We start from the raw sequence: 17,221 nt of genomic DNA, 5'->3' as shown, positions 1-17,221 counted from the left end.
CATATGAACACGATTGCCGAAAACAGAACGAAAAGCCTGCTCTATCTCGACGGCGTTTCCGTTTCTTTCGATGGCTTCAAGGCGTTGAATTCCCTGTCCTTCGTGGTCGAGCCCGGCGAACTGCGCGCCATCATCGGCCCCAATGGTGCGGGCAAGACAACCATGATGGACATCATCACCGGCAAGACCCGGCCAGACACAGGCAAGGTGCTGTTTGAAGACAGCATAGACCTCACCAAAAAGGACGAGGCGGATATCGCCCAGCTCGGCATTGGCCGCAAGTTCCAGAAGCCGACTGTTTTCGAAAGCCATACGGTCTGGGACAATCTGGAACTGGCGCTCAACCGCAAACGCGGTGTCTTCGCCACGCTGTTCTATCGCCTGACGGAAGAGGATAAGGCCCGCATCGAAGAGATTTTGGCCACGGTCCGCCTAAGCTCCCGCCGCAACGATCTGGCCGCCAATCTCTCCCACGGGCAAAAGCAATGGCTGGAAATCGGCATGTTGCTGGCGCAGGAGCCAAAGCTGCTTCTGGTCGATGAGCCGGTGGCAGGCATGACGGATGCGGAGACCGCAGAGACGGCGGTGCTGCTGAAGGAAATAGCCAAGACCCGTTCAGTTGTGGTGGTGGAACACGACATGGGCTTCATCCGCGAGCTGGGCGTCAAGGTGACGTGTCTGGCGGAAGGGTCCGTGCTGGCCGAAGGGTCGATCGATTTCGTGTCGAGCGATCCGAAGGTGATCGAGAATTATCTGGGGCGCTAGAAACAGTGAGGTCTGACTTGCGCCTTTAATCAGAACCGGATTTAAATCATGAAATTTAAAATCTGGAGTTGATTTAATGGCTTTGGTCGGACTTTTGGTGATGGCAATCGGGGGCGCGGCAGTTTGGTATTGGCGGCTGAAGATGATGCGGGAAGCGGGCAGCGAGATCATCGATACGGTCGAGAAAATGCGTGGGGCCTATAAGCGCCGGTCATTTCGCAAGAAGGCCGAAGTCGCACCCATCGCCTCTATTCGTGATCCCGCGATTGCTGCTGTTGCGTTCTTCATGTGCCTCGCAAACGAAAAGCCGATGCATGTGGAAGCGGCAAAATCGGTTGTTCGTGAGAAGATGAAAAACATCATCGCGTCGAAGGACATGGAAGAAGTGATCGTCTTTGGAGAGTGGGCATCGAAGAACGTCGTCAATCCTGAAGACCCAATTCGCCGTTTCCGGGACCTCTGGGCGAACGTGTTGGATTTCGATGAACGACGCCAACTGATCGATATTGCCGAAGAGGTCGCCCAAGTGGGTGGCGAAAAAACCAGTGAGCAGGACTCTGCACTACAGGCACTGAGGCGAACTTTACTGAACTAGAACAGGTGGATAAATGCTAAGCGTCGAAAACATCAATCTCCATTACGGCGCAGCGCAAGCCTTGCGCGGCATTTCGCTGAATGCGGAAATGGGCAAGATCACCTGCGTGCTGGGGCGCAACGGCGTCGGCAAGAGTTCTTTGCTCAGAGCCGTCACAGGTCAGCACCCGCTCAGCGGCGGTACGATCAGTTTTGGCGGTGAGAGCCTCAACGGGCTTGCGCCTTACCAGCGCGCCAAGCGCGGTGTGGGCTATGTGCCGCAGGGGCGTGAGATTTTTCCATTGTTGACGGTTCAGGAAAATCTGCAATCGGGCTATGCGCCGCTGCCGCGCAAGGAACGCTTCATTCCAGATGATATTTTCAGCCTGTTTCCGGTTCTGCAATCCATGCTGTCACGCCGGGGAGGCGACCTCTCGGGCGGGCAGCAGCAGCAACTGGCCATTGGCCGCGCGCTGGTAACACGCCCCAAAATCCTGGTGCTGGACGAACCGACGGAAGGCATTCAGCCATCGATCATCAAGGATATCGGTCGTGCGATTAAATATCTGCGGGACTCGACGGGCATGGCGATCCTGCTCGTTGAACAGTATCTCGACTTCTGCCGCGAGCTTGCTGATTACGTTTATATCATGGACCGAGGCGAGATCGTGCATGAGGGTGCGGCAGAAACGCTGGATACAGTTGAAGCGCGGCGACATTTGACGGTATAATAATACCTTATACTGTCAAATCTACCTCACGAACCGATAAAAATGATGTAATTCGTGACTGATATTACAACGATGCATAGCATTCATGCGTAATTTTAGCGTTTCACTGAGAAAAGACCTGTGTTATTGGCAGCGCAAATGCTGCATGCGAGACACAGTGGTTGAACCATCCGCACGCTGCTTCCGTCGATCCCTTACATTCCACGTAATTTCCGGCATAGTGTGTCGGGAACAGTGCCAATAAAGGCGTGCCGATGAATTTTACGACTGCTGCTGGCCGGTTTTTCCGGTTCGTTCGTCCCGCTCGCGCTCTTGTCGCGGGTTTTGCCATTCTCACAGCAACCAGCGCCGCAGCTTTGGCTTCAACCTGCGGTCAGACAATGGAACCCGGCAGACACGCGTTTTCGCTGATGTCTGAGGGGTCTGAACGCGCGGGCGTTTATTTTGTTCCGTCTTCTTATGACGGAAATAAAAAAATGCCTGTGGTGTTCGATTTTCATGGCAGCAACAGCAATCCGAACGGACAGTTGGATCGCAGCGGCTGGGATAAGGTCGGCGAGCGTGAAGGCATCGTGGTTGTGGCGCTTCAGGGTAGCCTGAACGGCGAACTGCCCGGCACCAATGCCTGGAACGTGCCCGGCGTGACCAAGCGCGAAGGTGGGCTGGATGAGCCCGGCTTCATTCGCGATGCGATTAGCATGGTCAAATCCAAATTCTGTGTGGATGAAGAACGCTTCTACGGTTCCGGTTATTCCGGTGGCGGGCGCATGCTTTCGCAGTTCCTCTGCAATGGCAGCAACGACTTTGCCGCTGCCGGTTTCGTCGCCTCGCTCCGCGCCGGATATCCAGTCGAGACCGAAGGCAAGTGGGCGCCGGATGCGACAAGCTGCACGCCTGCAAAGCCGCTGTCCATCGTTGCCTTCGCCGGTCTCAAAGACCCGGCCAATCCCTATCAGGGTGGCGGCAAGTCTTACTGGCAATATGGCGGGGAAACCGCGCTGAAGCGCTGGGCGGAAATCGATGGCTGCAAGGGCTCGGTCAAGAGCAAGGCGAGCGATAGCTTCACCCTGAATTCCTACGATGTCTGCAAAAGCGGTGCACGCATCCACTCCTATGTCATCGATGCCTGGGACCATGCTTGGCCGCGCGCAACGATGAAGGCGGATGTGGTTGCTTCGGCTGCTGCCATCATCCGCAAGCCTTCGAGCGATACGGCTGGAAAGGTGCAGCAAGCCGTTGAACGCAAGATGCCCACAACGGATACGGTGCAGCGGGTTGATGCGGCTGAAAGAATGTGGGAGTTCTTCCAGAACAAGGAAGGGCAGATGGTTGTCGATGCAACTGCGAAAACCGATTGCTCGGTGAAAGCGGTTCCCGCTTCCGCATCCGCGAAAGCTTCGGAGACGTCGTGCAGCCAGACGAGCAAAGCATCCCTCAACACCGCCCGCAGCGCGCCAGAGGCCGCGGGCGCGTTGTAACCAAAGCGCTGAACGGGCGCAGCCGTCTGGACGAATTGTTTCAGGAAGGCTGCGCCAAGATCAGACTGCCTGATACGTTTTCCAATGAAATGGAAGCCATTCTCATCAACTCTTCCGGCGGATTGACCGGTGGAGACGAGATCGAATGGCAGGCCGTTGCCGGTGCGGGCACCTCGCTCGTCGTTACGACGCAGGCCTGCGAAAAGGTCTACAAAGCCGCCGCTGGCACGACCACCGTCACGGCCCGTGTCGCCGCCGGCCCCAATGCCAGGCTTCACTGGCTGCCGCAGGAAACCATCCTTTTCGACCGCGCCTCGCTCACCCGCAGGCTGGAAGCGGATATCGATGCCTCCGCCGAATTCATTGCCGTGGAAGCCGTTTTGCTCGGTCGTCAGGCGATGGGTGAGGCGATGGAGGAGGGGCTGTTTCGCGACCGCTGGCGCATCCGTCATGGTGGTAAGCTGGTGCACGCGGAAGAACTGCGTCTCGATGGAAAAATTGCTGAGTTGACCAGCGCGGCGCCGGTTCTTTCCGGTCAGGTCGCATTCGCAACACTCCTTTACATCGGCCCGTTGGCGGAGGCGCTTTTGCCTAAAATACGGGCGGTTGCCGGGTTTTCCGGCGGTGCCAGCGAGTGGCAGGGAAAGCTTGTCGTGCGCCTGTCCGCGCCGGATGGATTCACCTTGAGAAAAATGCTGTTTCCGATCATTTCGCTCTTGCGAAATGGCGCGCCAGTGCCGAAAGTCTGGAATCTCTGATGAATGAAACGGGACGACAATGAACCTCACCCCCAGAGAAAAAGACAAGCTTCTGATTTCCATGGCAGCCATGGTGGCGCGTCGCCGTCTGGAGCGGGGCGTCAAGCTCAATTACCCGGAAGCCATTGCCCTGATTACCGATTTCGTCGTCGAAGGCGCGCGCGATGGCCGCGCCGTTTCCGAGCTGATGGAAGCAGGCGCGCATGTCATTTCGCGTGATCAGGTCATGGATGGCATTGCCGAGATGATCCATGACGTGCAGGTGGAAGCAACCTTCCCTGACGGCACCAAGCTGGTGACCGTGCACGAACCCATTCGCTAAAGGAGCGGCATCATGGCCCTTGAACTGCGCCCGAACTGCGAATGCTGCGACAGGGATTTGCCCCCAGACAGTCTCGACGCGATGATGTGTTCCTTCGAATGCACCTATTGCCGCGACTGCGCCACAACGGTGCTGGACGGCACATGCCCCAATTGCGGTGGCGAACTGGTTCGACGTCCCATCCGCCCGGCGGCAAGGCTGGTGAACAACCCGGCTTCTACCAAGCGGGTTTTGAAGGCAGAAGGCTGCACACCCGTCAAAGCGGCGTGACGAAGAGAGGAAAAGATCATGATTCCAGGTGAAGTCATAGCGGTAGACGGTGTGATCGAGCTCAACGCCGGTCAGCCCACCATCACCATCGAGGTGGCCAATACGGGTGACCGGCCCGTTCAGGTCGGCAGCCATTATCACTTTGCCGAAACCAATGCGGCTCTGGATTTCGAGCGCGAGAAGGCGCACGGTATGCGTCTGGATATTCCCGCCGGAACCGCGGTTCGTTTCGAGCCCGGCCAGAAGCGCGAGGTGACGCTGGTGCCGCTTTCCGGCAAGCGGGAAGTCTATGGTTTTCGTAAACTCGTCATGGGGAGGCTTTGACAATGAGTACCGAACATTATCACGGAAGTTGCCAGTGTGGTGCGGTAAGCTTTGAGGTGGATGCCGATCTTGAAAAGTCGGTGACCTGTAATTGCTCCCGCTGCAAACGGCTCGGCTCTGTGCTGGCCTTCGCGCCGAAGGAGAAGTTCACGCTTCTGTCCGGCGAAGATCACCTGAAGGAATATCTCTTCAACAAGAAGCAAATCCACCATCTGTTCTGCGGTGATTGCGGCATTGAAAGCTTTGCTTATGCCAACGGACCGGATGGTACGCCGATGGTGGCGGTGAACGCCAATTGTCTCGATGGTGTCGATCCGCGTGCGCTGACACCGCACGCCCATGATGGCGCAGCCGCCTGATGTGGGGCAGCAGCGTGATGCCACGTTTGTCATGCGGCCTTCTGCTTTTGTACGCGGGCCTGTTTTCGTCTATCGCTCTTCATGACGCCAGGGCGCAGGAAGAGCCGGACTGTGACTCGCCAACGACGCAGGCGGATATGAACGCCTGCGCGGCGATTGAGTATGAAGCGGCTGACAAGGATTTGAATGCCGCCTATCAGCAGGTTCGCAAGAAGATGAGCGCCTGGGACAAGGCCGCTGACGATGACAGCAAGGGCGCAGTCGAGGCGCTGGTTGCTGCTCAGCGCGCCTGGGTCTCCTTCCGCGATGCCAATTGCGAAGCGGCAGGCTTTCAGGCGCGTGGCGGCACCATGGAGCCGATGCTCCTTTCGTCCTGCCTTGCCGATATGAGCACGAAACGCGCCGAAGAACTTCGCGCTCTTGCCGACGGTTTCTGATTGATCGCTGCCTTTGTTTTCTCCGCCTCCCAAGGAGTCTGATTTCCATGCCTTACAAGATTTCCCGCGCAGCCTATGCCAGCATGTTCGGCCCCACCGTGGGCGATAAGGTGCGTCTTGCCGATACCGAACTCTTCATCGAGATCGAGAAGGACTTCACCACCTATGGCGAAGAGGTGAAATTCGGCGGCGGCAAGGTCATTCGTGATGGCATGGGGCAGAGCCAGGCGACGCGGGCTGAGGGCGCTGTCGATACGGTCATCACCAATGTCGTCATTGTCGATCACAGCGGTGTCTACAAGGCGGATGTCGGTTTGAAGGATGGTCGCATTCATGCCATCGGCAAGGCGGGTAATCCCGATACGCAGCCGGGTGTGACCATCATCGTCGGCCCTTCCACGGAAGCGATTGCCGGTGAGGGTAAAATCCTGACCGCTGGCGGGATGGATGCGCATATCCATTTCATCTGCCCGCAGCAGATTGAAGAAGCGCTGATGAGCGGTGTGACCTGCATGCTGGGCGGCGGTTCGGGGCCGGCCCACGGCACACTGGCGACCACCTGCACGGGCGCATGGCACATCGAGCGGATGATCGAGAGCTTCGATGCGTTTCCAATGAATCTCGCGCTGGCGGGCAAGGGCAATGCCTCGCTGCCAAAACCATTGGAAGAGATGATCCTCGCGGGCGCATCTTCGCTGAAACTGCATGAAGACTGGGGCACCACACCCGCTGCCATCGACAACTGCCTGAGCGTTGCCGATCAGTTCGACGTGCAGGTGATGATCCACACCGATACGCTGAATGAAAGTGGCTTCGTGGAAGACACGATTGCGGCAATCAATGGTCGCACCATCCACGCCTTCCACACCGAAGGTGCGGGCGGTGGCCACGCGCCTGATATCATCAAGATTTGCGGAAACCCCAACGTCATTCCGTCCTCCACCAATCCGACGCGGCCCTATACGGTCAATACGTTGGCGGAGCACTTGGACATGTTGATGGTCTGCCATCACCTGTCGCCATCGATACCGGAAGACATTGCCTTTGCGGAAAGCCGCATCCGGAAGGAGACCATCGCGGCAGAAGATATTCTGCATGATATCGGTGCCTTCTCGATCATTTCATCCGACAGCCAGGCCATGGGCCGCGTGGGTGAAGTGGCCATCCGCACATGGCAGACGGCGGATAAGATGAAGCGCCAGCGCGGTCGCCTGAAGGAAGAAACGGGCGAGAACGACAATTTCCGCGTTCGTCGTTATATCGCGAAATACACGATCAACCCGGCCATCGCTCACGGTATCAGCCATGAAATCGGCTCCATCGAAGTCGGCAAGCGTGCCGATCTGGTGCTATGGAACCCGGCCTTCTTTGGTGTGAAGCCGGAAATGGTTCTGCTGGGTGGCTCCATTGCCGCGGCCCCGATGGGTGATCCCAATGCGTCGATCCCCACGCCGCAGCCGATGCATTACCGTCCCATGTTTGCCGCCTATGGCAAGCTGCGCACCAACTCCTCCGTGACCTTCGTTTCGCAGGCCTCGCTGGATGATGGAATCGTGCAGCGTTTGGGCGTTGCCAAGAAGTTGCTTGCGGTGCGCAATGTGCGCGGCGGGATCTCAAAGGCGTCGATGATCCACAATTCGCTGACGCCGCATATCGAGGTCGATCCCGAGACTTACGAGGTGCGGGCGGATGGCGAGCTTCTGACGTGCGAACCGGCGACGGTTCTGCCAATGGCACAGCGCTACTTCCTGTTTTGACCGCTACCCTTGCGGGCCAAGGGTTTCCTTCTGTGCATGACTGCCCTGCGCGCGGCAATTTTTGCTGCACTGCGAAGGATTTTGCGGTATCGCAGGGTTAGCTTTCCCGCGTGAATTGTTCCCAAGGCTTTTCACGCTACACTCGCACAGGAGAAACCCATGCTCGGCAAAAAAGTGCCTGCTGTAACATTTCGCACGCGCATTCGCGACGAGGCCGTCGGTGGCCCAAATCCTTATCGTTGGCAGGATGTAACCTCCGACGATTACTTCAAGGGCAAGAAGGTCGTTCTCTTCTCCCTGCCGGGTGCCTTCACGCCAACTTGCTCGACTTTTCAGCTGCCCGATTTCGAAAAGCTGACACCAGAATTCCGCGCGCTCGGCATTGATGAGATTTACTGCCTTTCAGTCAATGACGCATTTGTGATGAATGCTTGGGCCAAGGGCCAGAACCTTGAAAACGTTAAGGTCATCCCTGACGGTTCGGGTGAATTCACCCGCAAGATGGGCATGCTGGTTTCCAAGGACAATCTCGGCTTCGGCATGCGCTCCTGGCGTTATGCAGCCATCGTCAATGACGGTGTTGTCGAGCAGTGGTTCGAAGAAGAAGGCCATTCGGACAATTGCGAGAGCGATCCCTACAGCGTGTCCTCGCCGCAGAACATTCTCGAACATCTCAAGGCCCGCGTAGCGGCCTGATTTTACAAAACTTTTACATGGAAAGCCCGGATATGATCCGGGCTTTTTTGTTTTCTATGCTTTTTTCGCATGGAGCGCCGTTAATAATTTGAGCCGCAAATGCCCGACCTTTTTGTGTCAATAAGGGAATACTCATATTGCGTTGCGCCATCACCAATCCGCTTAGGTATGGAATATAAGAGATCGCCTTAACCTTGTATCTCAAGGGCTTTAAGCAGCGCCTTCCCTTACGTCAGCGTCCGATCAGTAAATCGTTACCGTGTGAAGTAATCCACAAATATACCTGTGGTCGTTAAATATTTAGACATTTGATTTACTTACGGCCAATCTCTGATCTTTATCGATTAAGTCATGCAAGGGTGAGGTGTGATGGCTGAACGTTTGAAAAAATTTATTTCATTGGAAATGAGTTTGAGTGACCCGAGCGCAGTGCAGAGTTTCCGCACTTTTGCGATAAAGATGGTGTTTCTTTCGATCATTCTGACTGTCATCGTCAGCTGTCTCGTCAATGTTGTGGCGGCACATTTCAATTTGCTGCCACTGCCTTTGCTGGAAGCTCTGAGCTACAGCGTCGTCATGGCGTGGATCGTCGGTGGCGTCGTGACGGGCTTGCTGGTCGGCGTGCTGGGCAACGCCATCCGCGCGCTTCACGCGTCGCATGCGGAATTCGAGCGTCTGAGCAAGACGGATACCTTGTCCGGCCTCGCAAACCGTCGCGCATTCAACCAGAGCTTCGATGAGGTTTACGACGATGCGTCGCTGGCGATCTTCGATCTCGACCGGTTCAAAAGCATCAATGACAATTACGGCCATGCGGCTGGCGATCTCGTCATCAAAAGAGCGGCTGCGGCCATTGCCGATGTTTTCGGTGAGTTTCACTGTGTGGCGCGTCTGGGCGGCGAAGAGTTTGCGGTGATCGTTCGTGGCGGCATTCGAAGGGATCGGCTGACGCTCATCGAACTGGCGCGCATTCGCGTATCCTGCATGACGGTCAATTTCGAGGGTACGCAGGTGCAGACCACGGTCTCCGTCGGCGTTGCCGATATCGGGCCTTCCCGTTCCAAGCACGATACATTTGCCGTGGCCGACAAGGCGCTCTATCTCGCCAAGGCTTCGGGCCGCAACTGCGTTTGCCATGAGGAAGAACTGTCCATTGCTCAGGCGGTTGAAAATCTGAAATCGACCTTGCTCGTGGCGTCGTAACGACTGGCGGATGCGTGACCGTTCGGGCGCGCATTTTCTCATCGGCAGCTTGCATTCGCCGGTGCTATCCTTCAGGATTTCCGCAGACGTAAACTCACCCTGGAAATATCATGCTGCGCGTTCAATCCTATCTTCCCGCTGGAACCCCCGCGGACGAACCCACCGGTTATGTCACACTTGCCCACGACCAGAGACATCTGCGCCGCAAGCTGCTGCATCTGCAGAATGACGAGATGGTGATGCTGGACCTGAAAGAGCCGGTGTTGTTTGCCCATGGCGATCTGCTGGTCATCGAAAACGGCGATCTGGTGGAAGTTCGCGCGGCCAGTGAGAAGCTGTTCGAAATCATCGCGAAAGATACGCTGCATCTCATCGAACTCGCCTGGCATCTGGGCAACCGCCACCTCGCGGCGCAGATCGAGGAAGGCCGCATTCTTATCCTCCGCGATCACGTCATCCGCGCCATGCTGGAAGGTTTGGGCGCGACGGTGCGCGACGTGGAAGAACCGTTCCAGCCAGCCCGTGGTGCCTATCACGCCCATGGCGGCCACTCGCATGGCCACGATCACCACCACCACAGCCACGACTGATCCATGGCGCATACAGGTCGCGTCGATGCTTTGCTGCGGTTGTTGGCATGGATGTCTCCGGCCTTTCCGGTCGGAGCCTTCTCCTATTCCGGCGGGCTGGAAAGTGCCGTGAATGATCGGCGTCTTACGACCGCTCTCGATCTTCGGAACTGGATCAGCTTGCTTTTGCAGCGCGGAACACTTTGGAACGACGCCGTTCTGTTGGCGCAGGCATGGCGCTGCCATGAGGACCGCGAACAACTGGCCGAGCTGACGCAACTGGCACAGGCGCTGGCCGGTTCGGCGGAACGTTATCGCGAAACGGTGTTGCTGGGCGATGCCTTCACGGATGCCGCTTCCGCATGGCCGCATGATGTGTTTCAGCGCCTAGTGAAATCAACGCCTTATCCGGTCGCGGTGGGCGCAGTGGCCTCGGCGCATGGCGTGGCGCTTGAAGATACGTTGGCCGCCTACCTGCATTCCGGCGTGTCGCAATTCGTGTCGGCGGGCATTCGTCTGGGCGTGGCTGGACAGAAGGATGGCGTTGCCATTCTGGCGCATCTCGAAAGCGATATCGCATCCGTGGCACAGCGGGTGGCGGTTTCGACGCTGGATGATCTTGGCTCTGCGACTATTCTGGCCGATACGGCTTCCATGCGCCACGAGGTGCAGGAAACACGGCTGTTTCGGTCATGAGAATGGCGTGAAATTTGCTTGGCTATTCTCTGCGACATGTCGAATTTACTGATATGGAATAAAATATCATCCGGAAGGAAAATGGAATGAAATCGGGAAATGGCCCGCTTCGGGTCGGTATCGGCGGGCCTGTCGGCTCTGGCAAAACGGCTTTGACGGAAAAGCTGTGTAAGGCGATGAGTGCCGATTATTCGGTCGCTGTCGTCACCAACGATATCTACACCAAGGAAGATGCCGAAGCGCTTGTGCGCATGCAGGCTCTGCCATCCGAGCGCATCGTCGGCGTGGAAACAGGTGGATGCCCGCATACCGCCATTCGCGAAGATGCCACCATCAATCTTCAGGCGATTGCGGGTCTCAATGAGCGCTTCCCCGATCTCGACGTCGTCTTCATCGAATCCGGCGGTGATAATCTGGCGGCGACCTTCTCGCCTGATCTGGCCGATATTACCATCTATGTGATTTCGGTCTGCCAGGGAGAGGAAATTCCCCGCAAGGGCGGCCCCGGTATTACGCGCTCCGACCTGCTGGTCATCAACAAGAAGGATCTGGCGCCCTATGTCGGTGCTGATCTCAGCGTGATGGATACGGATGCGACGCGCATGCGCAAGGACATGCCCTTCGTTTTCACCGATATGAAACGCGGTGACGGCGTGGACAATATCGTCGGCTTCCTGAAGCAGCACGGCGGGCTGTGAGCGGCTCACGCTGAAGCAAAATCAAATCTGTTTCAGCGCGCCGATATCATTGACCTGAATAACGCGCCCGCGGACGATGACGCCTGCATCGCGAAGGCTGGAAAAGGCGCGGGAGAGAGCTTCCGGCGCAAGCCCCAGCTTGCCGGCCAGCACGCTCTTTTGGAAGGGCAGGCGCAACGAGTAGGACGTCTCGCCACTTGGTCCGTGGGTGATGAGGTAGTTCGCCACGCGCTGCGGCGCGGTTTGCAGCCGGTCATTGGCAAGGCAGTCCATGGTCGTGCGCAGGCTGTTGGACATGGAGTGCAAGACGGCCCTCACCACTTTCGGCTCGTCCTCGATCATGGCTCTGATATGGGTGAGATCGAAGCGGGCGATGGTGCAGCTATCAGCCGCCTGCGCATTATGCTGATACTGGTCGGCACCGAAAATCAGGCATTCATTGAACGTATCGCCGGGGCCGCAAATGCGCACATCCGCCTCGCGCCCATCCTTGCTCAGACGATATAGCCGAACATAGCCGTTGAGAACGCAGAACAGATACTGCGCGGCCTCACCCTCGCGAAACAGAATGTTGCGGGGAGGGGCGGTGACGATTGTCGCCGCTTCCATGAACCTCGCCGATACCGTTTCATCGCCCGCGCCAATGAAGGGCGCATGAAGAAGAATGCTTCTTTCCCTGCTGTTGAGCTTCATCGTGTTCACGTCCGTCACGCTCCCAAAACCGTTCAGACGGTGAGGCAGCCTGATGTTCCGCGCAGTATGAGTTTCATCGCGGAACGGGCCTGTCTCGGTCTGAAGACGTTATTCCCATGACGTGGACGATAGCAGCCGCTGGATAGCAGGACTTGATTTCGATCAATTGGCGCGATTTTTTGCGGTTGCTTTTTGGCGCTGAAATACAAAACGCCGGGACATGCCCGGCGTTTGAAGTCGTTGGCGGCTAAGCTTACTCCGCCGCGAGTGGGGGAAGCCGCAGGACATTGCTGCCGGATTTATCGGCGTTTTTCGGTCCTGTGCCGCTCTTCTGTTCGACATTGGCGAGACGCTCCTCAAGCCCTGACAGAGCCTCCTGGCTGGTTCGTGCGGCTTCCGACAGTTCCTCATTGGACAGAACCGGATGCTCCTCTTCCTTCTTGCCGATGAAGCGGCCGAAGAGGTGGGCGAGAAGCCGCGACAGATCATCCATGATCAGGAAGAAGGCCGGAACCACGATCAGCGAAAGGACCGTCGAGACGATGATACCGCCGATGACGGCGGTGGCCATAGGTGCGCGGAACGAGCCGCCTTCGCCGACGCCCAGTGCAGATGGCAACATGCCTGCGGACATGGCAATCGAGGTCATGATGATGGGGCGGGCGCGCTTGCGGCCAGCTTCCACCATGGCATGAACCCGCTCCATACCATGGCGGCGCATTTCGATAGCGAAATCCACCAGCAGAATGGCATTCTTGGTAACGATACCCATCAACATCAGAATACCGATGAGAACGGGCATGGACAGCGCTTGGTTGGTGATGATGAGCGCCACCGCCACGCCGCCGATGGCGAGCGGCAATGAGAACAGGATGGTGAAGGGCTGAATGACATCCTTGAACAGCAGGATGAGAACAACCAGCACCAGCAAGAGACCTAGCAACATGGCGTTGGTAAAGCCGCGCTGCATTTCACCCTGAACCTTGGCGTCACCGCTTTCGGCAAGACGCACGGTGGCAGGCAATTGCGTTTCCGCCACGATGCGGCGAAACTCCGCCGACGAGGTATCCAGCGCCGTGCCGAAGGGAACGTCGGAGCCGATGGAGACCACGCGATTACGGTCGTTGCGCTTGATGGAGCTTGGACCTTCCGAATAGTCGATATCCGCAACGCTGTAGAGCGGAACGGTCGCACCCGTCGCCGTCTTGATTTTCAGCGCACGGATGGCAGCCAGATCCCGCCGGACATCGAGCGATGCCTGAACGCGGATGGGGATTTGCCGGTCATCCAGTGAAATCTTGGTCAGCTGCGCATCGATATCGCCAATCGTTGCCACGCGCACGGTCTGCGATATCTGCTGCGGCGTGATGCCGAGGCGAGCAATCTCATCCTTGCGTGGGCGGATTTGCAGTTCCGGGCGAGGAAGCGCGCCTTCCGAGCTGACATTGACGAGGATGGGCGAGGCACGCAGGCGCGATTCCAGAATGCCGACGGCTTTTTGCAAATCCTCTTCGCTTGACGACAGGAAGTTGAAGCTCAACTCACGTTCTGCACGGTCATTCAGCTTAATGATGCGCACATCGGGAATCGTGTTCACCTTGGCGAAAATATCCCGCTCAACATCCCATTGCGGACGCGTTCTGCCGGTGTCTTCGACCTTCGGAAGATAGTTTCCGATCAACGGTATGGAACCAAGACCATCATTGACGAGGGTCTTCAGCAGCGAGTGGTCGATATGCTGGAGAATGACGCGCACGGTTGCGCGGCGCAGTTCCAGATCACCCTTCGGCGATGCGCCGCCAAGTATGAAGACGCTTTCGACGCCGTTGATATCCTTCACGGCCTGATAGATTTTCGATGTCGTCGTATCGGTCTCCTCGAGCGTCGCATTGGGCGGAAGCTCGATGGACAGCACGACGCGCGAGGCGTCATCCGGCGGCAGGAAGCTGCCGGGAACGCCGGACAAGAGGATGACGGAGCCGATCAGGAAGCCAATGGCGCCGAGCAGCGTCAGATAACGCGCCCACCATTTGCTGGTGGTTGCCGTTACCATGCGCGTATAGGCCTTCATCAGGCGGCCGTCATTGTCGTGGTGGTCATCGACCGCATCATCGGCGCGCATGAGATAGGCGGCCATCAGCGGGGTGATGAGACGCGCGACCATAAGCGAGAAGAAGACCGAGAAGGCGACGGTGAGGCCGAACTGAATGAAGTACTGGCCGGGAATGCCCGGCATGAAGGACACCGGCACGAAAACGGCAATGATGGTGAAGCTGGTCGCAATGACCGCAAGGCCAATTTCATCGGCGGCTTCCAGCGAGGCGCGATAAGGCGATTTGCCCATCTTTATGTGGCGGGAGATATTCTCCACCTCCACAATGGCATCGTCCACCAGAATACCCGTGGCCAGCGTTAGCGCCAGGAAGCTGACGAGGTTGAGCGAGAAGCCCAGCACATCCATGATCCAGAAGGTCGGGATGGCGGACAAGGGCAGGGCAACGGCTGCGATCAGGGTCGCGCGCCAGTTTCGCAGGAACAGCAGAACCACGATGACGGCGAGAATGGAGCCTTCCACCAGTGTATGAAGCGCGGCCTCATAGTTGCCGTAGGTGAAGTAGACGGCGTCGTCCACCATGTCTATCGCAACATTGGGGTGGTCTGCGCGCACCTTGTCCAGATTTTGCGCCACGGTTTCCGCAACGGAGACTTCGCTGGCACCTTTGGAGCGGAAGACGGCGAAGGTCACACCCGGATTGCCATTGAAGCGCGAGAAGGATTTCGGCTCCTCATAGGTGTCGGTTACGCGCCCCAGTTCCGACAGTTTGACGAAGCGGCCATTGGACAGGGAAATGGTGGTGTTGGACAGCTGCGCTACATCACGCGTATCACCCAGCGTGCGGATGGTCTGTTCGTTGCCCGCGACCTGTCCACGACCGGAACCGAGATCGACGTTGGTGCCGCGCAGCTGCGCGTTCACGTCAGACGCGGTGATGCCGTAAGCATCGAGCTTTGCCGGGTTGAGCGAAACACGCACTTCGCGGTCTGCACCGCCGTAACGGTCGATCTTGCCGATGCCGGCCTGGCCCTGAAGCGCACGCTTGATGGTGTCATCCACGAACCAGGACAGTTCTTCCAGCGTCATGTTGGGCGAGGAGACCGCAAAGGTCTGGATGGCCTGTCCCTCGACATCGATCTTGCTGACGACGGGCTCTTCGATATCCGCGGGCAATTCGCTGCGGATTTTGTCGATGGCGTCCTTGGTGTCCTGAACGGCTTCTTCGGTTGGTTTTTCGATGCGGAACAGAACCGTGGTCAGGGACTGACCGTCGGTGACCGTAGACTGGATTTCATCGATGCCGCTGATGGAGGCAACCGCGTCTTCGACTTCCTTGGTGACCTGCGCCTCAAGCTCGGATGGCGAAGCTCCGCTTTGAGTAACGGTGATGGCCACAACGGGCACGTCGATATTGGGAAAGCGCGTGATCGGCAGATCGTAAAAGGCTTTGACGCCCAGAAACAGCAGCAAGGCAAAGCAGAGCAGCGGCGCGATCGGATTGCGGATGGACCATGCGGAAAAGTTCATGGTGTTCTCTCAGTCAGTTCGAGGCTGCGGCGTCAGCCGGGACCGGGTTGATCTTATCACCATCGCGCACGAATGCGCCTGCTTTTTCCACCACCACATCACCGGCGGAAATTCCGCTTTTGATTTCCACGAAACCGCCATCCTGAATGCCGATTTCGACCGGCACCTGTTTGACGACACCATTTTCGACGCGTCTGGTGGTCGAACCATCACGGCCCGAGGTTACGGCGGAAAGGGGCAGGGCGAGGGCATTGGCGGAGGCGATCACCACCTCTGCGCTGCCATACATGCCCGCGCGGGCCGGGCTGTCTGTTGGCAAAACGATATGGACGGAGCCGAGGCGGGTGGTGGCATCCACCGTGGGCGAGACGATCCGCACCTTGCCTTCGATCTTGTTGCGACCACCGGCCACGGTGATGATGGCTTTTTGGCCAATCTTGACCTGCTGAATATCGGTTTCTGAGAGATCGGCGACCAGTTCGATCGCGTTGTCCTTGATGACCGTGAACAGCGGATTGCCGGAACCGCTGGCAATGGCGCCGACGCGGGCATTCTTGGCCGAGACGATGCCCGCAACCGGTGTCTTGACGCTTGTGCGTGCCAGCTTGAGATCGATATCCTCGATCTGCGCATCCACGACCTTGATATCTGCCTCGCCCACGGTCACCGCCTGTTTGGAGGCCTGAAGCCGCGCATTGGCGACATCTGCGGCGGCAGCAGTCTGTTCGACCTGCGATACGGAGCCCGAGCCGGATTTGCCGAGCCGGTCTGCACGATCACGCTGGCGCACGGCATCATCGTAATTGGCCTGCGCCTCGATGACCTGCGCCTTGTTTTGCGCAACGCCCGCTTCGGCCTTGGCGCGGTTTGCCTGGAGCTGGCTTTTTTGAAGCAGCAGGCTGTCTTTCGATAGCTCCGCCAGCACGGCACCCGCCTCAACCTTATCGCCAATATCGACATTCAGCTTATCGACCGACAGGCCATCGACCAGCGGTTGGACGTAAATTTCATCGACCGCCTTGATCGTGCCCGTGGCAATGACGCGGTCGACCAGATCCCGGGTGGCGGCCTTGCTGACGACGATGGAGGGCAGGTTTTTCCGGTCTGCTGCGGTCTGCGCACCAGCAATGCCGGGCAAAACGAGAGCCGAAACCATGATGACCGCGAGCCGGGGGGCGATTGTCTTACGCTGCATGTGCCTGTCCGTTCAAATGTCGGATCGCACGTCCACCGCACATTCCGTGCCCTGAAGGTCATGCGACGATGAATGCAAAAATAGGGGTGACTAGACTTCCCTCACCTCGCAGAT

The 17,221-nt window shown here is 57.7% G+C and carries 19 protein-coding genes; 16 read left to right on the top strand and 3 right to left on the bottom strand.

Going from position 1 to position 17,221, the window contains the following annotated elements; genetic code table 11:
• Positions 1 to 3: 3 nt before the first annotated feature.
• The 16 genes from urtD to ureG all read left to right on the top strand — a co-directional run bounded on the left by urtD (position 4) and on the right by ureG (position 11,636).
• A complete protein-coding gene (urtD, locus tag ABUK73_RS11895; RefSeq protein WP_353577449.1) occupies positions 4 to 765 on the top strand; it encodes an urea ABC transporter ATP-binding protein UrtD in 762 nt (253 codons plus the stop codon).
• A 76-nt stretch (positions 766 to 841) separates the two neighbouring features.
• On the top strand, positions 842 to 1,360 hold the full coding sequence (locus tag ABUK73_RS11890) for a hypothetical protein (protein ID WP_353577448.1): 519 nt from the start codon (positions 842 to 844) through the stop codon (positions 1,358 to 1,360).
• A 13-nt stretch (positions 1,361 to 1,373) separates the two neighbouring features.
• Positions 1,374 to 2,069 carry an urea ABC transporter ATP-binding subunit UrtE gene (gene urtE, locus ABUK73_RS11885; RefSeq protein WP_353577447.1) on the top strand — a complete coding sequence of 232 codons (696 nt, stop codon included), beginning with the start codon at positions 1,374 to 1,376 and terminating at the stop codon, positions 2,067 to 2,069.
• A 254-nt stretch (positions 2,070 to 2,323) separates the two neighbouring features.
• Positions 2,324 to 3,547, top strand: coding sequence for an alpha/beta hydrolase family esterase (locus tag ABUK73_RS11880; protein ID WP_353577446.1), 1,224 nt, complete (start codon positions 2,324 to 2,326; stop codon positions 3,545 to 3,547).
• On the top strand, positions 3,478 to 4,305 hold the full coding sequence (locus tag ABUK73_RS11875) for an urease accessory protein UreD (protein WP_353577445.1): 828 nt from the start codon (positions 3,478 to 3,480) through the stop codon (positions 4,303 to 4,305). Before ABUK73_RS11880 ends, ABUK73_RS11875 begins: the two co-directional genes overlap by 70 nt.
• 19 nt (positions 4,306 to 4,324) lie before the next feature.
• A complete protein-coding gene (locus tag ABUK73_RS11870; RefSeq protein ID WP_062451978.1) occupies positions 4,325 to 4,627 on the top strand; it encodes an urease subunit gamma in 303 nt (100 codons plus the stop codon).
• 12 nt (positions 4,628 to 4,639) lie between these two features.
• Entirely contained in the window at positions 4,640 to 4,897 is a 258-nt protein-coding gene (locus ABUK73_RS11865) for a DUF1272 domain-containing protein (RefSeq protein ID WP_353577444.1), read from the top strand.
• A gap of 18 nt (positions 4,898 to 4,915) precedes the next feature.
• Positions 4,916 to 5,221, top strand: coding sequence for an urease subunit beta (locus ABUK73_RS11860; RefSeq protein ID WP_353577443.1), 306 nt, complete (start codon positions 4,916 to 4,918; stop codon positions 5,219 to 5,221).
• Between the two features lie 2 nt (positions 5,222 to 5,223).
• On the top strand, positions 5,224 to 5,580 hold the full coding sequence (locus ABUK73_RS11855) for a GFA family protein (protein WP_353577442.1): 357 nt from the start codon (positions 5,224 to 5,226) through the stop codon (positions 5,578 to 5,580).
• A gap of 17 nt (positions 5,581 to 5,597) precedes the next feature.
• Positions 5,598 to 6,017, top strand: coding sequence for a lysozyme inhibitor LprI family protein (locus ABUK73_RS11850; RefSeq protein WP_353577441.1), 420 nt, complete (start codon positions 5,598 to 5,600; stop codon positions 6,015 to 6,017).
• Between the two features lie 47 nt (positions 6,018 to 6,064).
• Positions 6,065 to 7,774, top strand: coding sequence for an urease subunit alpha (gene ureC, locus ABUK73_RS11845; protein ID WP_353577440.1), 1,710 nt, complete (start codon positions 6,065 to 6,067; stop codon positions 7,772 to 7,774).
• Between the two features lie 159 nt (positions 7,775 to 7,933).
• A complete protein-coding gene (locus ABUK73_RS11840) occupies positions 7,934 to 8,470 on the top strand; it encodes a peroxiredoxin (RefSeq protein WP_113088826.1) in 537 nt (178 codons plus the stop codon).
• Between the two features lie 411 nt (positions 8,471 to 8,881).
• A complete protein-coding gene (locus ABUK73_RS11835) occupies positions 8,882 to 9,673 on the top strand; it encodes a GGDEF domain-containing protein (protein WP_353577439.1) in 792 nt (263 codons plus the stop codon).
• A 110-nt stretch (positions 9,674 to 9,783) separates the two neighbouring features.
• On the top strand, positions 9,784 to 10,263 hold the full coding sequence (gene ureE / locus ABUK73_RS11830) for an urease accessory protein UreE (RefSeq protein ID WP_353577438.1): 480 nt from the start codon (positions 9,784 to 9,786) through the stop codon (positions 10,261 to 10,263).
• 3 nt (positions 10,264 to 10,266) lie between these two features.
• Positions 10,267 to 10,938: an urease accessory protein UreF gene (locus ABUK73_RS11825; protein WP_353577437.1), complete on the top strand. Its 672-nt coding sequence runs from the start codon at positions 10,267 to 10,269 to the stop codon at positions 10,936 to 10,938.
• 86 nt (positions 10,939 to 11,024) lie between these two features.
• Complete coding sequence (ureG, locus tag ABUK73_RS11820; RefSeq protein ID WP_353577436.1) at positions 11,025 to 11,636, top strand: urease accessory protein UreG; 612 nt, start codon at positions 11,025 to 11,027, stop codon at positions 11,634 to 11,636.
• Positions 11,637 to 11,657: 21 nt separating this feature from the next.
• On the opposite strand, the gene ABUK73_RS11815 is transcribed toward ureG, so the two are convergent.
• The 3 genes from ABUK73_RS11815 to ABUK73_RS11805 form a co-directional block, all read right to left on the bottom strand.
• On the bottom strand, positions 11,658 to 12,329 hold the full coding sequence (locus ABUK73_RS11815; RefSeq protein WP_353577532.1) for a Crp/Fnr family transcriptional regulator: 672 nt from the start codon (positions 12,327 to 12,329) through the stop codon (positions 11,658 to 11,660).
• A 253-nt stretch (positions 12,330 to 12,582) separates the two neighbouring features.
• Positions 12,583 to 15,912 (bottom strand): efflux RND transporter permease subunit, encoded by a 3,330-nt coding sequence (locus ABUK73_RS11810; RefSeq protein WP_353577435.1) that lies wholly within the window; start codon positions 15,910 to 15,912, stop codon positions 12,583 to 12,585.
• Between the two features lie 13 nt (positions 15,913 to 15,925).
• A complete protein-coding gene (locus ABUK73_RS11805) occupies positions 15,926 to 17,107 on the bottom strand; it encodes an efflux RND transporter periplasmic adaptor subunit (RefSeq protein WP_454892360.1) in 1,182 nt (393 codons plus the stop codon).
• Between the last annotated feature and the right edge of the window lie 114 nt (positions 17,108 to 17,221).

It is taken from the genome of Agrobacterium vacciniicorymbosi, from assembly GCF_040427045.1.
Classification (GTDB): domain Bacteria; phylum Pseudomonadota; class Alphaproteobacteria; order Rhizobiales; family Rhizobiaceae; genus Agrobacterium.
This window is presented reverse-complemented; position numbering and strand designations above follow the sequence as displayed.